This is a genomic window from Bacteroides sp. CACC 737, from assembly GCF_013874375.1.
Lineage (GTDB): Bacteria > Bacteroidota > Bacteroidia > Bacteroidales > Bacteroidaceae > Bacteroides > Bacteroides uniformis.
In genome coordinates, this window is the sequence record NZ_CP059408.1 from 1,883,633 (window position 1) to 1,904,712 (window position 21,080).

General features: G+C 49.1%; 16 protein-coding genes and 1 pseudogene. 8 read left to right on the top strand and 9 right to left on the bottom strand.

All coding sequences use genetic code 11. The annotated features are described in order from the left end of the window. Window positions 1-13: 13 nt before the first annotated feature. The 4 genes and pseudogenes from H1A11_RS08125 (at window position 14) to H1A11_RS08140 (ending at window position 4,955) form a co-directional block, all read left to right on the top strand. Window positions 14-1,524, top strand: a pseudogene (locus tag H1A11_RS08125) (UxaA family hydrolase). Window positions 1,525-1,700: 176 nt separating this feature from the next. After that, window positions 1,701-3,011 carry a Na+/H+ antiporter NhaC family protein gene (locus H1A11_RS08130; RefSeq protein WP_117601369.1) on the top strand — a complete coding sequence of 437 codons (1,311 nt, stop codon included), beginning with the start codon at window positions 1,701-1,703 and terminating at the stop codon, window positions 3,009-3,011. A 174-nt stretch (window positions 3,012-3,185) separates the two neighbouring features. Next, a complete protein-coding gene (locus H1A11_RS08135; RefSeq protein ID WP_117601370.1) occupies window positions 3,186-3,734 on the top strand; it encodes a 30S ribosomal protein S16 in 549 nt (182 codons plus the stop codon). 123 nt (window positions 3,735-3,857) lie between these two features. Further along, window positions 3,858-4,955, top strand: coding sequence for a TlpA disulfide reductase family protein (locus H1A11_RS08140; RefSeq protein WP_117601371.1), 1,098 nt, complete (start codon window positions 3,858-3,860; stop codon window positions 4,953-4,955). 154 nt (window positions 4,956-5,109) lie between these two features. On the opposite strand, the gene H1A11_RS08145 is transcribed toward H1A11_RS08140, so the two are convergent. Next, the gene (locus H1A11_RS08145; RefSeq protein ID WP_181758005.1) at window positions 5,110-6,081 is read right to left on the bottom strand and encodes a cobalamin biosynthesis protein; all 972 of its coding nucleotides are present in this window, start codon (window positions 6,079-6,081) and stop codon (window positions 5,110-5,112) included. Window positions 6,082-6,500: 419 nt separating this feature from the next. Here H1A11_RS08145 and H1A11_RS08150 point away from each other — a divergent pair, with 419 nt between their 5' ends. Both H1A11_RS08150 and nrdG read left to right on the top strand, forming a co-directional pair. After that, complete coding sequence (locus tag H1A11_RS08150) at window positions 6,501-8,708, top strand: anaerobic ribonucleoside triphosphate reductase (protein WP_117964507.1); 2,208 nt, start codon at window positions 6,501-6,503, stop codon at window positions 8,706-8,708. 123 nt (window positions 8,709-8,831) lie between these two features. Continuing rightward, window positions 8,832-9,338, top strand: coding sequence for an anaerobic ribonucleoside-triphosphate reductase activating protein (nrdG, locus tag H1A11_RS08155; protein ID WP_117601373.1), 507 nt, complete (start codon window positions 8,832-8,834; stop codon window positions 9,336-9,338). 50 nt (window positions 9,339-9,388) lie between these two features. Here nrdG and H1A11_RS08160 read toward each other — a convergent pair whose 3' ends face one another. After that, the gene (locus H1A11_RS08160; protein WP_117601374.1) at window positions 9,389-10,735 is read right to left on the bottom strand and encodes a threonine/serine exporter ThrE family protein; all 1,347 of its coding nucleotides are present in this window, start codon (window positions 10,733-10,735) and stop codon (window positions 9,389-9,391) included. Window positions 10,736-10,847: 112 nt separating this feature from the next. Here H1A11_RS08160 and H1A11_RS08165 point away from each other — a divergent pair, with 112 nt between their 5' ends. Continuing rightward, window positions 10,848-11,570 (top strand): DUF6064 family protein, encoded by a 723-nt coding sequence (locus H1A11_RS08165; protein ID WP_117601375.1) that lies wholly within the window; start codon window positions 10,848-10,850, stop codon window positions 11,568-11,570. A gap of 28 nt (window positions 11,571-11,598) precedes the next feature. Here H1A11_RS08165 and gpmA read toward each other — a convergent pair whose 3' ends face one another. Together gpmA and H1A11_RS08175 are read right to left on the bottom strand one after the other, a co-directional pair. Further along, window positions 11,599-12,345, bottom strand: coding sequence for a 2,3-diphosphoglycerate-dependent phosphoglycerate mutase (gpmA, locus tag H1A11_RS08170; RefSeq protein WP_119961501.1), 747 nt, complete (start codon window positions 12,343-12,345; stop codon window positions 11,599-11,601). A 36-nt stretch (window positions 12,346-12,381) separates the two neighbouring features. Then, window positions 12,382-12,678 (bottom strand): hypothetical protein, encoded by a 297-nt coding sequence (locus H1A11_RS08175; protein ID WP_005837364.1) that lies wholly within the window; start codon window positions 12,676-12,678, stop codon window positions 12,382-12,384. A gap of 243 nt (window positions 12,679-12,921) precedes the next feature. Between H1A11_RS08175 and fldA the strand changes: the two genes are divergently transcribed. Beyond that, window positions 12,922-13,428, top strand: a complete 507-nt coding sequence (gene fldA / locus H1A11_RS08180; protein ID WP_119961500.1) for a flavodoxin FldA — start codon at window positions 12,922-12,924, stop codon at window positions 13,426-13,428. 125 nt (window positions 13,429-13,553) lie between these two features. On the opposite strand, the gene H1A11_RS08185 is transcribed toward fldA, so the two are convergent. The 5 genes from H1A11_RS08185 to H1A11_RS08205 all read right to left on the bottom strand — a co-directional run bounded on the left by H1A11_RS08185 (window position 13,554) and on the right by H1A11_RS08205 (window position 20,987). Beyond that, entirely contained in the window at window positions 13,554-16,118 is a 2,565-nt protein-coding gene (locus H1A11_RS08185) for a glycosyltransferase family 1 protein (protein WP_117601378.1), read from the bottom strand. 30 nt (window positions 16,119-16,148) lie between these two features. Then, window positions 16,149-17,810 carry a glycogen/starch synthase gene (locus tag H1A11_RS08190; protein WP_117601379.1) on the bottom strand — a complete coding sequence of 554 codons (1,662 nt, stop codon included), beginning with the start codon at window positions 17,808-17,810 and terminating at the stop codon, window positions 16,149-16,151. Window positions 17,811-18,105: 295 nt separating this feature from the next. Beyond that, a complete protein-coding gene (locus H1A11_RS08195; protein ID WP_005827396.1) occupies window positions 18,106-18,525 on the bottom strand; it encodes an ATPase in 420 nt (139 codons plus the stop codon). A gap of 33 nt (window positions 18,526-18,558) precedes the next feature. Further along, window positions 18,559-20,385, bottom strand: coding sequence for a V-type ATP synthase subunit I (locus tag H1A11_RS08200; protein WP_117601381.1), 1,827 nt, complete (start codon window positions 20,383-20,385; stop codon window positions 18,559-18,561). Further along, window positions 20,382-20,987: a V-type ATP synthase subunit D gene (locus tag H1A11_RS08205; protein ID WP_117601382.1), complete on the bottom strand. Its 606-nt coding sequence runs from the start codon at window positions 20,985-20,987 to the stop codon at window positions 20,382-20,384. The genes H1A11_RS08200 and H1A11_RS08205 overlap by 4 nt, the downstream gene beginning before the upstream one ends. Between the last annotated feature and the right edge of the window lie 93 nt (window positions 20,988-21,080).

The following is a 21,080-nucleotide window of genomic DNA, read 5'->3' on the forward strand; positions in this document are numbered from 1 at the left end:
GGGAATTTAAAAGATGGAGGCAAAGTACCTGAAAATCAACCCTTCTGACAATATTGCAGTGGCTATCACAGCACTTCCGGCTGGTGAAAAACTCACGGTGGACGGAAAGGAAATCACCTTGAATGAGGATGTTCCTGCCGGACACAAATTTGCACTGAAAGACTTTGAGGAAGGCGAAAACGTCATTAAATACGGATACCCCATCGGCCATGCCCGGAAAGCGCAGAAGCAGGGAGACTGGATGAATGAAAACAATATCAAGACCAACTTGTCCGGGTTGCTGGAATACACATACAACCCCATCAATGTAGACCTCAATACTACGGTCCTAAACCTCAATACTGGCGCGCCAAACCTGACCTTTAGAGGGTACAAACGCAAAAACGGAGATGTAGGCGTGCGCAATAGATATGGATTATTCCGACAGTGGGCTGCGTGAACGGAATCATCAACCAACTTGCCGAAGGCCTGCGCCGCGAAACGGGCGGAAAGGGCGTGGATGCTATCATGGCTTATCCCCATAATTACGGCTGCTCCCAGTTGGGTGACGACCACGAGAATACAAAGAAAATCCTCCGCGACATAGTGCTGCATCCCAATGCGGGAGCCGTACTCGTGGTAGGCCTGGGATGTGAGAATAACCAGCCGGATGTATTCTGCGAGTTTCTGGGAGACTATGACCGGGATCGCGTAAAGTTTATGGTGACCCAGAAAGTGGGTGATGAATACGAAGAAGGCATGGAGCTGCTGCGCGAACTTTATGCCAAAGTCATCCAGGACCAGCGCGAGGATATTCCCTTAAGTGAATTGCGCGTAGGCTTGAAGTGTGGCGGTTCGGACGGTTTCTCCGGCATCACCGCCAATCCGCTACTGGGCATGTTCTCCGACTTCCTGGTAGCACAAGGCGGCACCAGCGTACTGACGGAAGTACCGGAAATGTTCGGTGCAGAAACCATTCTGATGAACCGCTGCCGCACCAAAGAGTTGTTTGAGGACACGGTGAAGCTGATTAATGACTTCAAGGAATATTTCCTCTCACACGGTGAACCGGTAGGCGAAAACCCGTCTCCGGGAAATAAGGCAGGTGGCATCTCTACATTGGAGGACAAGGCCTTGGGATGCACCCAGAAATGCGGCACAAGCTACGTGGAAGGGGTACTTCCATATGGCGAACGCCTGAAAGTAAAGGGACTGAACCTGCTGTCTGCTCCGGGAAACGACCTTGTAGCCGCCACTGCCCTTGCCTCTTGCGGATGCCACATGGTGCTGTTCACCACAGGACGCGGAACACCCTTCGGAACCTATGTGCCGACCATGAAGATTTCCACCAACTCCACTTTAGCAAAGAACAAACCGGGCTGGATAGACTTCAACGCCGGAGTTATCGTCGAGAACGAACCGATGAAGCAAACCTGCGAACGCTTCATCGAGTATATCATCAAAGTAGCAAGCGGTGAATTCGTGAACAACGAAAAGAAAGGCTACAAGGAAATAGCCATCTTCAAGACCGGAGTAACTTTGTAAATTGAAAATTAAAGACTGATAGATGGAGGGCGGGACAAAACCATTTTGTGCCGCCCTTTGTTTTTGTTACCTTTGCGGCGGAATTGATTTCACCACAGATTACCCCGATTAACATGGAATTGATTGAAAGGTAGAAATCTGTGGTGAACCATTAATCTCAACCAAACAATACAACTATGTCAGCAACAACCGATACAACCCCTAAAACCCAAAGCGGCTGGTGGGCACTCAGCCCGTTGGCGGTGTTCCTTTGCCTCTATCTGGTGACTTCGCTCCTGGTGAACGACTTCTATAAAGTCCCCATCACGGTAGCCTTCCTCGCCTCGTCCTGCTATGCCATCGCCATCACGCGCGGCCTGAATCTGGAACAGCGCATCTACCAGTTTTCCGTGGGCGCCAGTAACAAGAACATCATGCTGATGGTATGGATATTCATCCTTGCAGGAGCATTCGCCCAAAGCGCCAAGCAGATGGGCGCCATTGATGCGACCGTAAATCTGACCCTGCATATACTGCCGGACAACCTGCTGCTGGCGGGCATCTTCATCGCCGCCTGCTTCATCTCCCTCTCGATAGGAACAAGCGTAGGAACTATCGTCGCACTGACTCCCGTAGCCGTGGGGCTGGCGGAAAAGACGGGCATCGACCTGCCCTACATGGTTGCCATCGTGGTGGGAGGCTCGTTCTTCGGAGACAATCTTTCCTTCATATCCGACACCACCATTGCATCGACCAAGACGCAGGACTGCGTGATGAGGGACAAGTTCCGTGTCAACTTTATGATTGTGGTACCGGCAGCACTTATCATACTGGGCATCTATATCTTTCAAGGACTGTCCGTCTCTGCCCCACCACAAGTACAGACCATCGAGTGGATAAAGGTAATCCCCTACCTCATCGTACTGGGTACGGCCGTAGCAGGCGTCAACGTCATGCTGGTACTGCTGCTGGGCATCCTCTCTACCGGAATTATCGGTATCTATACCGGCACCGCCTTCTTCGACTGGTTCGGAGCCATGGGAACGGGCATCACCGGCATGGGCGAGCTCATCATCATCACCCTGCTGGCCGGAGGCATGCTCGAAACCATCCGCTACAACGGCGGCATCGACTTCATCATCTCCCGGCTGACCCGCCACGTCAGCGGCAAGCGGGGAGCCGAATTCAGCATCGCCGCCCTGGTCAGCATCGCCAATCTCTGCACCGCCAACAACACCATTGCCATCATCACCACCGGCCCCATAGCCAAGGACATCGCCATCCGCTTCCACCTGGACCGCCGGAAAACAGCCAGCATACTGGACACCTTCTCATGCCTTGTGCAAGGTATCATCCCCTACGGAGCACAAATGCTGATAGCCGCCGGACTTGCCGGCATCTCCCCCATCAGCATCATCGGAAACCTATACTACCCCTTCTGCATGGGAGCCTGCGCCATACTCGCCATTCTCCTGAGATACCCCAGGAAATACTCGGGAGAAGGATGAGTGATAAGTGATGAGTGATGAGTGGTGTTGTGTGAACATTTAAAAAAAACACCCTCATGCCAACAAATAACTCATAACTCATAACTCATAACTCAAAATCTTTTCTTACCTTTGCACCCGCTATTACGAGATAGTAGCATAATTCAAATCATTAACTAAAAATATTTTAATTAAATGGCAACAAAAATCAGATTGCAAAGACATGGACGTAAGAGCTACGCTTTTTACTCTATCGTTATTGCAGACGTAAGAGCACCACGTGATGGTAAATTTATTGAGAAGATTGGTACTTACAATCCTAACACCAATCCTGCCACAGTAGATTTGAAGTTCGACCGCGCACTTGACTGGGTGTTGAAGGGTGCACAACCTACTGACACAGTTCGTAACATCCTCTCTCGCGAAGGTGTTTACATGAAGAAGCACTTGCTGGGCGGTGTAGCAAAAGGCGCATTTGGCGAAGCGGAAGCTGACGCTAAGTTCGAAGCTTGGAAGAACAACAAACAAAGCGGTTTGGCTGCTCTGAAGGCTAAGGAAGACGAAGCTAAGAAAGCTGAAGCAAAGGCACGTCTGGAAGCAGAAAAGAAAGTAAACGAAGAAAAAGCAAAAGCATTGGCAGAAAAGAAAGCTGCTGAAGCTGCCGCAAAAGCTGCTGCTGAAGCATCGGCTGAAGAGGCTCCTGCAGAAGAAACCCCTGCTGCTGAAGAAACTGCTGCCGAATAATAGTAAGCACAGCATTATCGCTAAAAATGGGATTAAAACTATAAAAATCCTCTCCGGTTCATATCGGAGGGGATTTTTTATTACTATATTTGCAGCTATAATCATTCATTAAAAAAACAAGCAATGAAAAAGTTTACTTATCTGCTCGCTGTAGCCGCTGTGTTTACGGCTTGTAACAGTGGAAACAACGGTTACACCGTAACCGGAACTGTAGAGGGTGCAGCCGACGGCGACACCGTATATCTGGAAACCGTGGAAGGACGCCAATTCGTCAAATTGGATTCTGCTGTCATCAAAGGTGGAACATTTACCTTCAAGGGCACACAAGATACTGCTGTCAACCGCTACATCTCTTACAAAGCCGAAGGAAAAGACGGCGCAGCCATCGACTTCTTCCTGGAAAACGGCAAGATTATAATCAACTTGTCGCAGGAAAACAACTCTGCCACCGGTACTGCCAACAATGATGCCTACCAGGAAATCAGAGCCCAAATCAACGGTCTGAACAAACAGATGATGAGCATCTACGAATCCATGTCGGACACCACACTGACCGACGAACAGCGTGAAACCAAAGGCAAAGAGATGGAAAATCTGGAAAACAGCATGATATCTGCCATCAAAGCCGGCATCAAAAAGAACATCACCAACCCGGTGGGTGTACTCCTGCTGAAGCAGAACTATTACTACATGGATGTGGCAGACCTCAACCCGCTGATGCCCCAAATCCCCGCAGCTTACGACAACGACGAAGCCATCGTCAAGATAAAGAACAACGTTGAGAAAATGAAAGCCACTGCCGTAGGCCAGAAGTTCACAGACTTCGAGATGCAGACGCCGGAAGGAAAAACGGTAAAACTATCCGACTACGTAGGCAAGGGCAAAGTTGTCCTTGTTGACTTCTGGGCAAGCTGGTGCGGCCCCTGCCGTCGCGAGATGCCCAACCTGGTGGAAGCTTACGCCAAATACAAGAACAAGAACTTCGAGATTGTAGGCGTATCCCTGGACCAGAGTGCTGACGCATGGAAAGAAGCCATCAAGAAGCTGAACATCACTTGGCCGCAAATGTCCGACCTGAAATACTGGAACTGCGAAGGCGCACAGCTTTATGCCGTAAGCAGCATCCCCCACACTGTGTTGATTGACGGTGAAGGAACTATCCTTGCACGCGGATTGCACGGTGACGAACTTCAGGAAAAGATAGCTGAAGCTGTTAAATAATAAAGCCGGACACACCGGAAGCTAAAGAAGAATGCCACACTTCGCAAAGGCAAATGCTATTGATTGCGCCTTGCGAAGTGTGGCATTTCAATTGATAAAATGTGGCATTTCGGTCAATGAAGTGCGGCATTCGGGATGATGAAGTGCGGCATTTTCAAGAGAAGATGCGTGCCGCCATTTCCATACCCAACCGTACGGTTTCCCACTGCTTTTCCTCATCGGCCTCCGAAGGGGAAAGAAGCGCATTCGCATCCGGCAGGCACAAAGTGAAACGTTTCAAGGGGATATAGTTCAACACGCTCTCGGTCTTCGCCTGCAATTCATCCAGTTCGTCTTCCTGGGGATAATGGGACAGCACGAAACCGAATACCGCCTCTTTCTCGTGTATAAACCAGAGCAGACGGTTGCGGTCGCACGCGCCACAGTCGTAATTCAAGAAATAGGCATCGGCCCCATGCAGCTGCACCAACATATCCGTAGGTGCATGGAATGCAACATACATCCCTGCAGGACGCTCGCGCAAAACACGGTTATTCAGCCGAACGGTATCTTCCATTATCACCGAATGCACCCCGTCGAACTGGACGTAGCGACAACCGGCATCATAGAGTTGGGTAAGCAAAAGTTTGTAGCAGGAAGCAATATCATCCGTCAAAAGCCGAATGTCGGAATAAACGGTTTCTATCTGAGTCCGCTCCACGCGTTGAATAATCTGGGTCAAGAGTTCTGCCGGCGAGGGGATATGCTGTTTCTTCATCACCTCCCCACCCGCAATGGAATCAAGAAATGCAAATTCTTCCAGAACCGGATGCCGGAGCAAGCCGAGCCGTTCCGTAACCTCCAAAGGAGAACCTTCGGAGAAAAACTGGCCGTCTTTGGAACGGATACCCTCCCAGCTTTCCAAAAAATCACGACTTCGGAAACCACCGTCGGAAACCACCTTCATGCCTCCCTGTTCCAGCCGTTCCACAAGATTGTGCACTGACGCATCTTCAACCGCCTGCAAAGCCTGCCGGCTCACTTGTCCGTTCTGATATTGCTCGCGGGCATCCTTCAATGCACGAGGTACGCAAAAAGCTCCAGCGATGTCTATTTTAAACGGAGGAAATACATTTGCCATATTCATCCTTTCTTTGATTATTAAAATAATGATACTTCAGCCCCTATGCCACGGGCAATAAAGCAATACAATTGAACGGTAACAAGAGACATTATCAAGGATTGAGAACCTTAAATAAACCAATTCGTTACAAATATAACTAAAGAATCCGAAAATCCACAATCCGCTCCAAAGATTTATCTTCATTTGACACTTGAAAATTCAGAGAATGCTCAAGTATACAACAACAGCCTATAACGAACAACTTTAAAAAGTAATTTTTATTCAAAGTTTTCCATTTACAAATAAAATACCACTAATTATCAAACGATTAACACTTTTTAAATCACAAAAAGTTTCCCAAAAAGTAAAACCTATCAATAACTATAATACCTTTGTTTCCGCATTTAAACTAAATAGATAGTCACATTTAAGTATAAAAGGTTATGATACAGACAGTACTCAAGCGCGACGGACGCGTCGTCGGATTCAACGAAGAAAAAATAGCCACCGCCATCCGGAAAGCCATGTTGCATACAGATAAAGGTGAAGACCTGCAACTGATACACCAGATTACGGACCGCATCTCTTTCAAGGGGGATTCGCAGATGACGGTGGAAGCCATCCAGGATTTGGTGGAAGTGGAGCTGATGAAGAGCAGCCGTAAGGACGTTGCCCAAAAATACATCGCCTACCGCAACCAGCGAAGCATTGCCCGCAAGGCAAAGACGCGCGACATGTTCCTGGAGATTATCAACATCAAGTCCAACGACATCACACGCGAAAATGCCAATATGAATGCTGATACCCCGGCAGGCATGATGATGAAATTTGCCAGCGAAACCACCAAGCCTTTCGTGGACGACTATCTGCTGAGTGAAGAAGTTCTGGATGCCGTCACCCAGAACTATCTGCACATCCATGACAAGGATTATTATCCCACCAAGAGCCTGACATGCGTGCAACATCCGCTGGACCATATTCTGAAATACGGCTTCTCTGCCGGACACGGCGAATCGCGCCCGGCCAAACGCATCGAGACTGCCAGTATCCTGGGATGTATCTCGCTGGAAACAGCCCAGAACGAGATGCACGGCGGACAAGCCATCCCTGCATTCGATTTCTACCTTGCCCCCTACGTGCGCAACAGCTTCATCGAGGAAGTCAAGAACCTGGAAGAACTGAATGGAAAAGACTATTCCCATCTCTATCAGAAGGAACTGGCCGACTATCTGCTACAGCCGTTGGACGGACTGACGGACGAGGACCGCATCGTGCAGCATGCCGTCAACAAGACCGTATCGCGCGTGCACCAGTCCATGGAGGCGTTTATCCATAACATGAACACCATCCACTCACGCGGCGGCAACCAAGTGGTGTTCAGCTCCATCAACTACGGCACAGACACCTCTGCCGAGGGGCGCTGCATCATCCGCGAGCTGCTGAAAAGCACCTATCAGGGGGTAGGAAACGGAGAAACCGCCATCTTCCCCATCCAGATATGGAAAAAGAAACGGGGTGTGAGCTACCTGCCGGAAGACCGCAACTACGACCTCTACCAACTGGCCTGCAAGGTGACGGCACGGCGTTTCTTCCCGAACTTCCTGAACCTGGACGCCACCTTCAACCAAAGCGAGGACTGGAAAGCCGATGACCCGAAACGCTACCAGCACGAAGTTGCTACCATGGGATGCCGTACCCGTGTATTCGAAAACCGTTTCGGACCGAAGACCTCCATCGGACGCGGCAACATCTCTTTCTCTACCATCAATATTGTCCGCATAGGAATCGAGTGTATGAACATAGAAGACAAGGAACAGCGTATCGCCCGGTTCTTTGCCAAGTTGGATGCCATGCTTGAGGTGACCGCACGCCAATTGCACGAACGTATGGAATTCCAAAAGACCGCCTTCGCCAAACAGTTCCCGTTACTGATGTCCGCCTTGTGGATAGGCAGCGAAAAACTGAAACCGAACGACACGATTGCTTCCGTCATCAACCAGGGAACACTGGGAATCGGCTTCATCGGATTGGCAGAATGCCTCGTAGCATTACTCGGAAAACATCACGGCGAATCTGGCGAAGCCCAGGAGCTGGGACTGAAAATCGTGACCTATATGCGCGACCGTGCCAACCAGTTCTCGGAGCAATACCAGCACAACTACAGCGTGCTTGCCACTCCTGCCGAAGGGCTGTCGGGCAAGTTCACCCGCATCGACCGTAAGAAGTTCGGCACGCTGCCGGGCATTACGGACCGTGACTACTACACCAACTCCAACCACGTGCCCGTATACTACAAATGCAGCGCCCGCCACAAAGCGGAAGTGGAGGCTCCTTATCATGAGCTGACCCGCGGCGGACACATCTTCTATGTGGAGATAGACGGTGACGCCACCCACAATCCGGAAGTCATTATGCGTGTAGTGGACATGATGGACCAATACAACATCGGCTACGGTTCGGTAAACCACAACCGTAACCGCTGTCTGGAGTGCGGCCACGAAAACTCCACCCCAAACCTGGAAGAATGCCCGAAGTGCGGCAGCAAGCATATCGACAAGCTGCAACGCATCACCGGCTACCTGGTGGGGACAACCGACCGCTGGAACAATGCCAAGCTGGCAGAGTTGAACGACAGGGTCGTTCATAATTAAAAATTAAAGGGCTGCGCAGTGCAAAGCGGAGCTTCATTTTTAATGGTTGACGTTTAATTTTTAATGATTAATGTTCAGCTTTCTACCTGCGATGTTTAATTTTTAATTTTTAATTCCCTACTCATGCTTTCTATTCTCGACATTTTAGAAGATACCACAGTAGACGGTCCGGGCTTCCGGACTGCCATTTATGCTGCCGGATGCCCCAACGGTTGTCCCGGTTGCCACAATCCGGAGTCGTGGGACATCAACCGCGGGCACTGGATGAGTACGGAAGAGATTCTGGAAAAAGTCCTTGCCGACAACTTTGCAGACGTCACCTTCAGTGGTGGAGACCCGATGTTCCAGCCGGAAGGATTCACCCAACTGGCGCATGCCATCAAGGAGCGGAGCCGGAAAAACATCTGGTGCTATACGGGCTATACTTTCGAAAAGCTACTGCGCAACCCGCGCCAAGCCCAACTGCTGAAGTACATCGACGTACTGGTGGACGGCAAATTCAAGAAAGAACTGAGGGATGAGGAACTCTATTTCCGGGGAAGCCGCAACCAGCGTCTGATTGACGTACAGACATCCCTGCAAAAGGGGGAAACCGTAATTTACCACTATAATCCCCAAAAGGGCATTTAAAAAAGTATCCCGTCATTCTTCGCTTCGCTCCGAATGACGGGATACCTACATCACCATTCTATAAATTTCCCTCTTTCCCTGCGCTTCTGCAGCTCCTCCTGAAGAAAGCGCTGCCTATCCTTGGCGATATACCGGCGGGCAAAAATATTGGGCACCGCTACCCCCAGCGCTATGCAGAGAATAATCAGTGAAGCCGTGATGCCGTTGGAAACAACCGCCGTCACCTCGCCTACCACACCGTGCATATTGATAAGCCCGAAAAGCGAACGATACATCAACACTCCCGGAATCATCGGGATGACGGAAGGAATCGTCAAGACGTGATTGGGAACATGGAACCAATGCACTGCCTTCACGGCTATCAGGCTGACAACCATGCTGCCCATGAACGAACCTATCACCGGTCCGTAACCCAGCTCGAAATTGACAAAGTTACGCGTACAAACGGCGATGATACCGCCCACCGCAACAACCCACAACAAGCGCCGCTGTATATTGAATATCATGGAAAATCCCATGGCAGCTATCGCCGCCGCAATGGCATACACCAGATAACTATCATGAGGCACCATACTCAATTCGCTAAACTTCTTGTCAATCACAACATCCTCCACCGTCAGCAGACGCATGGCTATCACAATGCCGAAGGCCATTGCACAGACCATCAGCACCGTATTCACAGCCCGGACAATGCCCACCTGGATATAATTATCAATCATATCATCCACAAAGTTTATCAACGGCACACCCGGAACAATGAACAGTGCACACGCCAACAACGGATGATAGGGAGTTTCCGAGAGTCCGGCAAAAGAAGACACATAGGCCAAGCAGGTCGAAATCAATGCGGCAATGGCAATACTCATATAGTGATTGATGCCGAACTCCATACAACGGACACGGACGCGAAAACCGGCAAAAGCGCAGATGGAGGTAAACAGAAACGCCATCCAGTCACCACCGAACAGCTTGCAGAAACCTCCGCAGGCAAAGCCAGCACCGATGGCAACAACGTATGGCACATAATTCCGCTTCTTGTTTTTGATTCTTTCTAGTTCCTCCTCATACTGGTCGAGGGAGTAGTCATTCTCAATGGCCCGCCAGGACAGTTTGCTGATTTCGGAAATGGCTGTCATGTTGATGCCATGCTTCTCGCACTTCTGGAATTTGGAGAACGAATGCAGGCCGTCGCTCACATTCACCACCAGCATGGTATAACTTACGTCGATGTGGAGTTTTTCTTCCGGCAGCCCCAGATAGGCGGCAACACGGTTCAGGTTACGAACAACACGGTTTGTATCAGCCGCACTCTCCACCAGCAGCTGTCCGGTACGAAGCAATAAATCGAGTTTCCTGCGCAGCAGGGCAATCTCTTGTTCAGTCAAAGTCTTATCCATGAATCTTTTTACCTATTTTTTTGGAGGCACAAAGATAGGCAAAATGTAGAAAACGATTTCATTCTTTCGGCAGAAAACTCTACCTTTGCAGCCGTTTTTTTAATGGACACAAATGGAAATATTCTGGAATACTATCGCACAATACAACGAGGCCACCTGGTGGACACAGCTCCTCATCACCGCAGCAGGTATCCTGCTCACCACGCAGCTCTACCGGAAACCGACCTTATGGGCAAAACGCTCCATGAAAATCTACATGGTATTTCTGAACGGGTGGATATCCGTCGTGTACTACATGATGTATTGCGGAGCGCGCGGACACCACTATATACTCGCCATCTTCTGGGGAGTGATTGCACTATTGTGGCTATGGGATTTGTTTACCGACTACACTCCGTTCGAGCGCAACCCGAAATACAAAGTACTGGTGGGGGTACTCTATGCAATGCCTTTCCTCTACCCGCTCCTTTCGTGGGCACGCGGAATGGAATTTCCCATGATGACCACCACCGTGATGCCCTGCTCGGTAGCAGTTTTCACCATCGGGCTACTGCTGGCTTTCTCGCGCAGGGTCAACCTGCTCGTCATTCTGTTCCTTTGCCACTGGGCGCTCATCGCCTTTTCCAAAGTCTACATCTACAAGATTCCCGAAGACCTCCTGCTGGCAAGCGCCACCGTACCTGCCATCTATCTGTTCTTCAAGAACTACTTTGAACAGAACTTACACAAGGAAACCAAGCTGGGCGCACGGCTCATGAACTGTTTCCTTATCCTCATCTGCATAGTGGTCGGGGTACTGCTCAGCATGACGCTGCTTCATGGAATGAAAGGATAAAGAAATAGAGCGCTTCCGCGCACCAAAATCATTTCTTCTTTCCTTGATTGGCCACAGCCTCCATTAATTTCTTTATCTCCTCAGGGTTACCCAAGAAATAGTCTTCCGTCAAGTTTAGCTCATTATCAAACTCAAAAACATAGGGCACCGCCGTAGGCAGGTTCAGATGCACGATTTCATCGTCCGAAATATGCTTCAGATGCTTAATAATACCCCGCAGGCTATTGCCATGAGCCACTACCAGCAATTCGTCGGCCATTTTCAGATTCGGGAAGATGATACACTTCCAGTAAGGCATGATACGCTCAATCGTATCTTTCAACGACTCCGTACGGGGCAGTTCGGCATCGGGCACTTCTTGATAACGGTCCTCAAAACGCGGATTACGTGGGTCATCCTCGGCCAATGCATGCGGAGCCACATCAAAGCTCCGGCGCCATACCAACACCTGCTCGTCACCGTACTTGGCAGCCGTCTCTGCCTTGTTCAGCCCTTGCAACTGGCCGTAGTGTTTCTCATTCAACCTCCACGATTTCTCCACCGGAATCCAGTCCTGGTCGAGGCGGTCCAGCACACAATCCAGTGTCTTCACGGCACGCTTCAGATAGGAAGTATACGCCTTCTTGAAGCGGAATCCCTTTTCTGCCAGCAGCTCACCCGCTCTTACAGCTTCAGCAACGCCTTTCTCTGTCAAATCAACATCCGTCCACCCCGTGAAGCGGTTTTCCTTATTCCATGCACTCTCGCCGTGGCGAAGCAAAACAATCTTTTTCATATAGTCTCCTTTCAGTTTTACCTATAGAACACCCGGCTACCTCCTCTTGTTCATGCAATAGCGGACCACATATACCAAAAGTATCAGAAACGCCACCCACACCATGCTGATGACCGGCAGGTAGCGGTTATACAAATATTCCCCTTCCTTCGGGACACGGTTGAAAGTACAGATTATGCAATTACAGCACGCATCGAGTGCATCATGCGAGAATACCGAAAAAACAATGATAGCCACCCCCGCAAGAAGCATCATCAAAGTCCCCCACACCAGCCACTTACCAGCCACGGAAGGATGGAATTGCGAATGAGTGGAATGTACGAATCTAACCATAAACACTTGTCTATTATTACCGGTACAAATGTCCTTCATTTTTAACAATCCGGCAATACCTACTTTTCATCAAAAAGAGAGTCTGCCATCCCAATTAGTAGGTAGCCACGACCTCTATAAACCACGCCACAAGCTAACCCGAAATGGGGAGCGGCACAACACTAAAAGCCCTACATGTAGGTATTTCACGTTCTCCGGCAAAGCCTTTACTTTGCAGCAAACAATTTAATCACTTTATTTACAATGAAAAAGACTGGTGTTTTTTATGGTTCCAGTACCGGAACCTGCGAAGAGTTGGCTAACCAGATAGCCAAAAAGTTGGGAGTTTCCTCCACCGACGTACATAGTGTTGACAAGATGACCGCCGATAAAATCAAGGAATATGAAGTGCTGGTTCTAGGTACCTCCACTTGGGGAGACGGCGAACTGCAGGACGACTGGTATGACGGCGTAAAAGTACTGAAGAGCACCGACCTTTCCATGAAGCTCGTAGCCCTATTCGGTTGCGGCGACTCCGAATCCTACTGCGACACATTCTGCGACGGCATCGGAGTACTCTACGAGGACTTGAAGGATAGTGGGTGTACCTTCTTGGGCAACAAAGTCAGCACGGACGGGTATTCCTTCTCCTCTTCCATCGCCGTGGTAGACGATGCATTCGTAGGACTTCCCCTCGACGAAGTGAACGAGAGTGACAAAACCGCCGAACGCATTGACGCCTGGACAGCCGAAATAAAAAGCAAGCTCTAGAAAAGAAACAGACCATCCGTTTAAAGTAAACGGATGGTCTGCCTGCATCATGCAGATGATATCTTTCATCTGAACAGACAATGTGTTCTGCCATATCGCAAACACATTATCTGTTTTTTATGCTCTTATACGAACCAGCGAACGTAGCAGAAGTCTTGACGGTGAGGCAGGTCTGCATTCTTCGGGAACATACGGTAAGAAACCTTGAAGCTACCCGCATTTTCCATCTTGTGCTTAGCTTGGAAAGTATAAAGGTTACCTTCTTTCTTCACTACATTGAACGGTTCTACGGAGTAAACGTGCTGTTTGCCATCCTGAGCCGTATAAGTAGTCACCAGTTCCAGACCGATAGCATCGTTCAAGCCCTTCTCGTCGATAACGTAAGTAATGGTGTATTCCTTACCGCTCTCGATGGAGCCTTTCACCAGGTCTTCAGTCTTTTCGCAAGACACCACTTCAATGCTGTCCCATTTTTCGGCAACTTCTTCCTTCCAGGCAGCTATTTCCTTAGCCTTGGCATAACCGTCGGCAGCCAGCATCTTGAAACGTTTGGCTTCCTTGATGTAGAACTTATCGTAATAGTCATCCAACTGGCGCTTCATTGTATAGTGGGGAGCAATCTGTGCGATGGAGTTCTTGATAGTCTTCACCCAACCTTCCGAATATCCCTTCTTGTTACGTGCATAGAACAACGGCAGAATTTCCTGCTCAAGAATGCTGTAGATAGTAGCGGCATCGAGTTGGTCCTGATGTTCCTGATTCTGGTAAGTACGCTTTTCGGTCAATGCCCAACCGGCACCTTCGCGATAGCCCTCCAGCCACCAGCCGTCGAGTACGGAGAAGTTTACAACACCGTTCATCAACGCCTTCTCGCCGGAAGTACCGGATGCTTCGAGCGGACGTGTCGGAGTGTTCAGCCAGATATCCACACCTGAAACGAGGCGACGTGCCAACTGCATATCATAATTTTCCAGGAAGATAATCTTACCCAGGAACTCCGGACGGCGGGAAATCTCGATGATTCTCTTAATCAAGCCCTGACCTGCACCATCGTGCGGGTGAGCCTTGCCAGTGAAAAGGAACTGTACCGGATAGTCAGGGTTATTCACGATCTTGGACAGACGATCGAGGTCGGTGAACAGTAAGTGTGCACGCTTGTAGGTGGCGAAACGGCGTCCGAAACCTATCAGCAGGGCATTCGGATTGATTTTGTCCAGCAGGGAAACGATGCGTGAGGGATCACCTTGATTCTTCAACCAAGTTTCACGGTATTGCTTGCGGACATAGTCAATCAGTTTGTTCTTCATCACCATGCGCGTCTTCCAGATTTCTTCGTCGGACACGTTATAGATAGCCTCCCAAATCTTGGGGTTGGACTGGTCGTAGAGGAAGTTTTCATCAAAATGCGCAGCATAGAGATGTTTCCACTCCGTAGCGCTCCAAGTGGGGAAGTGTACACCGTTGGTAACGTAGCCCACATGACTTTCTTCGGGGAAGTAGCCCTTCCAGATGGAAGCGAACATCTCCTGGGAAACCTTCCCGTGCAACCAGCTCACACCGTTCACCTCTTGAGAAGTGTTGCAAGCGAATACAGACATACAGAAACGCTCGCCCTTGTCGCCCGGATTGTTACGTCCGAGGTCCATCAGGTCATCCCAGCTGATACCCATTCTTGAAGGATAGCCGCCCATGTACTTGCCGAAAAGACCTTCGTCGAAGTAGTCGTGACCGGCAGGAACCGGAGTATGTACAGTATAGAGAGAAGAAGCACGTACCAACTCGATAGCCTGGTCGTAAGTCAGACCTTCGGCCACGTAGTCACAGATGCGCTGTACGTTGATCAAAGCAGCATGTCCTTCGTTGCAGTGATAAATATCTTTCTTGATGCCCAGCTTCTTCAGCGTCAGAATACCGCCGATACCCAACAAAATCTCCTGCTTCAGACGGTTTTCCCAGTCACCGCCATACAGTTGGTGAGTGATGGAACGGTCGAACTCACTGTTCATTTCATTGTCTGTATCAAGCAGATAGAGGGAGATGCGTCCTACATTTACTCTCCACACATAAGCATGCACGTAGTAATCCAGATAAGGAACATCCACCACCACTTGTTGTCCATTCTCGTCCAATACACGATCGATGGGTAACTGTCCGAAGTTTTGCGCCTCGTAGTTGGCGATCTGCTGACCGTCCATAGACAAGGTTTGGGTAAAGTAACCATAGCGATACAAGAAACCGACTGCACACAAGTCAACGTTACTGTCGGAAGCCTCTTTCAAATAGTCACCGGCAAGTACGCCCAGACCACCGGAATATATCTTAAGTACGTGGTTCAAACCATACTCCATGCTGAAATAGGCAACAGACGGGCGCTTGCTGTCAGGCGTCACATCCATGTATGTACGGAATTTTGAATATACATCTTCCATTCTGCGCAGAATAACCTTATCGTTGGCAAGCGCTTCAAGTTTGGCATAACTCATACGCTCCAGCAGAAGTACGGGGTTCTGTCCCACTTCTTTCCAAAGGGCAGGTTCAAGATCTCTGAAGAGTTCGGTGGCTTCATAATTCCATGACCACCAAATGTTACGTGCCAGTTCAGACAGTTTCTCCAGTTCGGCAGGAATGTGCGATTTCACATTCACGTCTTTCCAGTTAGGAGTGTTTACATTACTAACTTTAATCTTCATTGTATGATAACTAATTGATTAATAATTCTTTTATCTTAATTGACGCTTCATGGCGTTGCACAGCGCAATATCATAAGCCTCATAGTAATACTTTATAAAATGCTTCCATAAGGCCTGCTCTGCCACCTGACCTGCACGTTTACGGATTTCCTTGATTTCGGCTTCTGTCTTGGTCGAGAACAAGGCTACGGTATCCTTTATGCCGTCTGCCACTTCGGAATAATTGTAATCCGAACGGTGCAGCACCTCCACTCCGTCGTCAATGCCATGCTGATTCTTCAGACTGTTCACCCAAAGTCCAAAACCGGCAAGGTCGGTGGTGATAGTGGGCACGCGGAAAGCCACGCTTTCCAGCGGGGTATATCCCCATGGTTCGTAATAAGACGGATAAACACTAAGATCTTCGCCTAAAATCAAGTCATAATAATGCTTGTTGAGAATACCGTCGTGGCCATCCTGATAGCAGGGTACAAAAATCACTTTCACCTTATCTTCGGGACGATTGCCCATACCGAGGTATTTCAGCATATCCAGCACCTGGTCGTGCGTCATATTGTGCAGCCAGTGAGTGATGAAAGGGCACTGTAACGGCTCGGTAAACTTATCCTTGCTCTTAAGGCGTTTCTGCAAATCCTCGCGGGGGTCTCCCACCCAACTAGGCACGTTGACAAACGCCAATACTTTCTTTTTCAAATCCTTATCCCGGTTCAGCCTATTCAATGATTCCAGGAACACATCAATGCCCTTATTCTTGAACTCATAGCGTCCGCTGGTACCGATAATCAGCGTATCATCACCCAAGTCCTCACCCAGCAGGCAGTTTGCCACACGCAACATGGTGGAACGGGCACGTTTTCGCTTGCCCGTGAAAGTGGCGCCTTTCGGTACAAAATCATCTTCAAAACCGTTCATCAGCACAACGTCCGCAGGCTTGTCAAGCAACTCCTTGCATTCGTTGTTTGTGATTTCGCTCACGGTAGTGAAGCAGTCCACATAATGAGCCGTCTGCTTTTCTATGGAATGCTTAGACTGCATATTCAACTCCTCCGCCATCTGGTCGCCGTTGTAAGCGAAGAGATAATCGTAGAGCGGCTTATTGTTGCCTGCTATGGAACGGCCGATGGACGTGGCATGTGTGGTGAAGATAGTCCCTATCTCGGGAACGGCAGACTGAAGATAGAGGGCGGCCATACCGGTCATCCACTCGTGTGCCTGGAACACCACTTTGTCTGTTTCCGTCAGATTATAGCGGTAGAAACTCTCTATCACCTTTCCGGTAGCGAAAGCAAACATGGATGCTTCGTCATAATCGCCATATCCATGCAGCGAATCCACTTGATAGCGGTTCCACATCTCTGTATAAATCTCATTTTTTTCTGCAAAGAACGGTTGGAAATCAACCAATATAACAATAGGTTCCCCCGGAATGTTCCAGCGTCCTACACGAACAGAGAGATTGTCTTTCAACGCAGCATATTTTTTCCACGCTGCGCAAAGGTTATCAGACTCAATGAACAAAGGGTTCTCTTTTCCCTGCCAGAAATCCGGCCCTATAAAGAATAATCTATCGCGAAATTTAGTCTGTAAAGTATTTGCCCTTGTAGACAAAACCGTATAGATACCGCCTACTTTATTACACACTTCCCAGCTCGCTTCGAAGATGTAATCGGGGGTAAGTAGTTCTTTAGTCATATTATGTTATAATCTCTTTATCTTAATTACGGCTGCAAAAGTACGTATTATTCTTTGAAAAATAGCCTTTTAATCGAAAAAACTGATTAAATATGCATAAACAATCGTTTACGGAATATCATAGTTTAGCCACAAAAGCCTCATGGGTTCGCCCATCCCTGCATTTTTCGTCTAAAATTCCCGAAGTTTATACGGAGAATCCCTGGAGCTTTCAGTTGAATCCCCAAGGATTTAAACAAAAAGCTCCAGAGATTTCAGTTGTAAATCCCTGGAGCTTATTTTCTTATAATCCGGATTATACCATCAATGCAGCTACCAGCGCCAAAATAGCGTAGAATTCAGGAAGTGCGGCGTAAATCATTGTATTGGTCTGTACGTCGTGTCCTTGTGAGATACCCACGATACCGCTGGCACAAATCTGTCCCTGACGGATAGCGGAGAACAGACATACCAGCCCGACACCCAGTCCGATACCCAGCATCAAAGGGCCGTCCGTAGCAAAATCCCTGCCCATAGACATCAGGAAAGCCACGAAGCCGTAAAGTCCCTGCGTAGCCGGAAGAGCCGACAAAATCATATAACTTGCTGACTTGGAAGGGTCTTTCTTCAAAGCTCCTTCTGCCGCACTACCGGCGATTGTTGTACCGAAGCAACTGCCAATTCCTGCAAGGGCCAACATCAGGCCCAGACCGAGATAACCTAAAATTTCATTCATAATGTTTCTATTTTTATTTGTTTTTTAATTTGTTTATTTCTTTACTACTGTAAAAGGTTTGTAGGCTTCGCCCTTGCCTTCGTAACCGGAATTCTTGAAGTATTCCACGAATGTCAGACGGAGAGGATGGACGAAAGCGCTCAGGCAAGACATGGCGATATTCAGCGTATGCCCGAATATCAGTATCAGTCCGCAGAACAGCCAGCCCAGGGCAGGTCCTGCCGCATCGTTCACCATGAAGGCAAGCTGATTGAACACGCCGCCAAGCATACCGCCTGCCAGACCGAGGGCATAGAGACGGATGTAGGAAAGTATATCGCCCATCAGTCCGGTTGCCATATTATAGGTGTCCCATACCCCGGCACCGATGTTGACAAATACATTCCGGTGGATGTTGTTCAGCAGGTAGATGCCAATGGCGGAAACGCCGCCAATCACGATGAATGCCCATGTAGACACATCTTCCGAAATTATCTTGAAGAAGGAAAGTCCGCCGGTACAGATAAATCCCACTACCAGCAACAGCCATCCCCAGGCACTGAGCGACTCCTTGAAGCCGAAGCGCACGGTCTGCCCCACTGCCTTCACCGTCATGGCAATGCAGATATGCACCGCACCGATAATCAGCGCCAGCAGCATTTGTTTGTCATAGGTGGTCTCGCCTATCTTGCCCACAATCATGAATTCCTTCAGTTTGGCGGGTATCTCCAGGTCGAAGAGGCTTACACCGAAGAATGTTCCCAGTATGGCACCGATGACGGCCGTGAATATACCCAGCGTAATCACCAGATTCATCATGCCTTTCATGGACTCGGACATCTTCTTTTTCAGGATGAACCCGAGTGCTATCAGCACCAAGCCGTAGCCCGCGTCTCCCATACAGAAGGCAAAGAAGAGCGAGAAGAACGGCGCAAGTATTGGCGTCGGGTCGAACTCTGCATAGTCGGGCATGCCGTACATTTTTGTAAGCACTTCGTACATGCGTGTATAGGCGTTGTTTTTCAACTTGATGGGAGCGTTGTCCTCGCGTCTGGCCGCCCTTATCTCATAATAAGTGCCGTTTTCATCGAGAAGTTTCCTCACATCCGCCTCGCAGTCTTCGGGAATCCAGCCTTCCATCAGCACTACGGCTCCTTCCGCCATCTGCTCGCTGTTCAGCTTGACTTTCAGCAGGTCTATTTCTCCTTGAAGCTGGAGGTTGTATTTCTCCAACGTACAGTAATTCGCCTTGCAGAAGTCTTTCAGCCCGGCATGTGCCTGCACAAGGGCTTCTTCCGTACCGGCTTTCTTCCGGCTCAGCTCGGAGAGGCTGAGTGAAGGCAGACGGAGCGGTTCCACATCCAGCTCTACCGGCTGGGGAGTGACGGTCACAAAATAAAGATGTCCGCCGTTCTCTTTCACCACGATGGCATTGTAGTCCTCTGCCCACGCTTCGTTATAGTCTTTCTCCGGGCAGGTGTAGAACTGCACGAACCAGCCGGCATCTTCCAGCCGGCGGATGGATTCCCAATCGAAATCACCCCAAGCCTCCATCTGTGCCACGTCCTTGTCAATGGCGGGAATCTGCTGGTTCAAGTCTTGTATACGTGCCTGCAAATCCTCATAGGATTTCACCAAAGCATCGGCAGACAACTCTTTATGCACCTTTTCTTCCGGCTGTTTGTCCGCCAGGGTGTACATGCTCTGAAGCATATTCTTGTAGAGCGTACGCTTCTGCATGAATCGCTGCAAGGTGTCGTCCATCTCGCCGCACTGCCTTTCCACAACGTGCACCACGCCCAGTTCCCGGATCTGTGCCAGAAACGCTTCGTACTCCTTATGATACACAAGGAACGTGAGCTTCTTCATTTTCGTAATCATGCCTCTGCCTCCTTCCTTTTCTCCTGATGGGACTTCATGATTTTCTGCGATGACTTGGAGAGGTTCTCCTCGTCTTCCATAAACCGCTTGATTTTGCGCAGAGCATCCTGATAGCCCGGAATCTGTACTTTCTCAAAAAGATTCACCTTCTGGGTGGTCTTTTTACGCGCATGTTCCAACAAATTCAACTTGGCAACGATAAATTCACGCTCGATGGCAGTATGTGCCAGCGACTTGAGCAGATGTAACCCGTCCGCATACCATTTGGGCGCATTGAACAAGCTGTAGGGACGTATCTCGAAATCTACATTCTCGAGCAATGGCACCCGTACACCGGCAATCTTCTTCACACCGAGATGAACATCGCTGACCTTTATCAATGAAGCGTCGAACTCATTCCAAAGGGCGAACATGGCTTCGTAAGCTTGGATTTCCTTTTCCAACCTCGCATCCAGCGCGGCAGCATCGCCCTTGCAACGCTTCACTTCCATACGCAGGGCACTCTCCTTGTTCTTGATGATGGGGAGTGTACGCACGCGCACCTTCAGTTGCTTTTCCAACTGCTGGAGGGAGGTTTTGTTATATTGAAACTTAATAGCCATTTTATTTACGATTTAACGATTTACGATTAGACGACTGAAGCTACTCAATTTCTCAATTTACAGATTTACAATTTCAGTAATATCAATCGTAAA

Coding starts and splice junctions, on each gene's coding strand:
- H1A11_RS08200 (WP_117601381.1), bottom strand. CDS start 20,385: ATGATTACGAAAATGAAGAAGCTCACGTTCCTTGTGTATCATAAGGAG.
- H1A11_RS08145 (WP_181758005.1), bottom strand. CDS start 6,081: ATGAATATGGCAAATGTATTTCCTCCGTTTAAAATAGACATCGCTGGA.
- fldA (WP_119961500.1), top strand. CDS start 12,922: ATGAAAAAGACTGGTGTTTTTTATGGTTCCAGTACCGGAACCTGCGAA.
- H1A11_RS08150 (WP_117964507.1), top strand. CDS start 6,501: ATGATACAGACAGTACTCAAGCGCGACGGACGCGTCGTCGGATTCAAC.
- gpmA (WP_119961501.1), bottom strand. CDS start 12,345: ATGAAAAAGATTGTTTTGCTTCGCCACGGCGAGAGTGCATGGAATAAG.
- H1A11_RS08185 (WP_117601378.1), bottom strand. CDS start 16,118: ATGAAGATTAAAGTTAGTAATGTAAACACTCCTAACTGGAAAGACGTG.
- H1A11_RS08190 (WP_117601379.1), bottom strand. CDS start 17,810: ATGACTAAAGAACTACTTACCCCCGATTACATCTTCGAAGCGAGCTGG.
- H1A11_RS08160 (WP_117601374.1), bottom strand. CDS start 10,735: ATGGATAAGACTTTGACTGAACAAGAGATTGCCCTGCTGCGCAGGAAA.
- H1A11_RS08195 (WP_005827396.1), bottom strand. CDS start 18,525: ATGAATGAAATTTTAGGTTATCTCGGTCTGGGCCTGATGTTGGCCCTT.
- nrdG (WP_117601373.1), top strand. CDS start 8,832: ATGCTTTCTATTCTCGACATTTTAGAAGATACCACAGTAGACGGTCCG.
- H1A11_RS08140 (WP_117601371.1), top strand. CDS start 3,858: ATGAAAAAGTTTACTTATCTGCTCGCTGTAGCCGCTGTGTTTACGGCT.
- H1A11_RS08205 (WP_117601382.1), bottom strand. CDS start 20,987: ATGGCTATTAAGTTTCAATATAACAAAACCTCCCTCCAGCAGTTGGAA.
- H1A11_RS08135 (WP_117601370.1), top strand. CDS start 3,186: ATGGCAACAAAAATCAGATTGCAAAGACATGGACGTAAGAGCTACGCT.
- H1A11_RS08130 (WP_117601369.1), top strand. CDS start 1,701: ATGTCAGCAACAACCGATACAACCCCTAAAACCCAAAGCGGCTGGTGG.
- H1A11_RS08175 (WP_005837364.1), bottom strand. CDS start 12,678: ATGGTTAGATTCGTACATTCCACTCATTCGCAATTCCATCCTTCCGTG.
- H1A11_RS08165 (WP_117601375.1), top strand. CDS start 10,848: ATGGAAATATTCTGGAATACTATCGCACAATACAACGAGGCCACCTGG.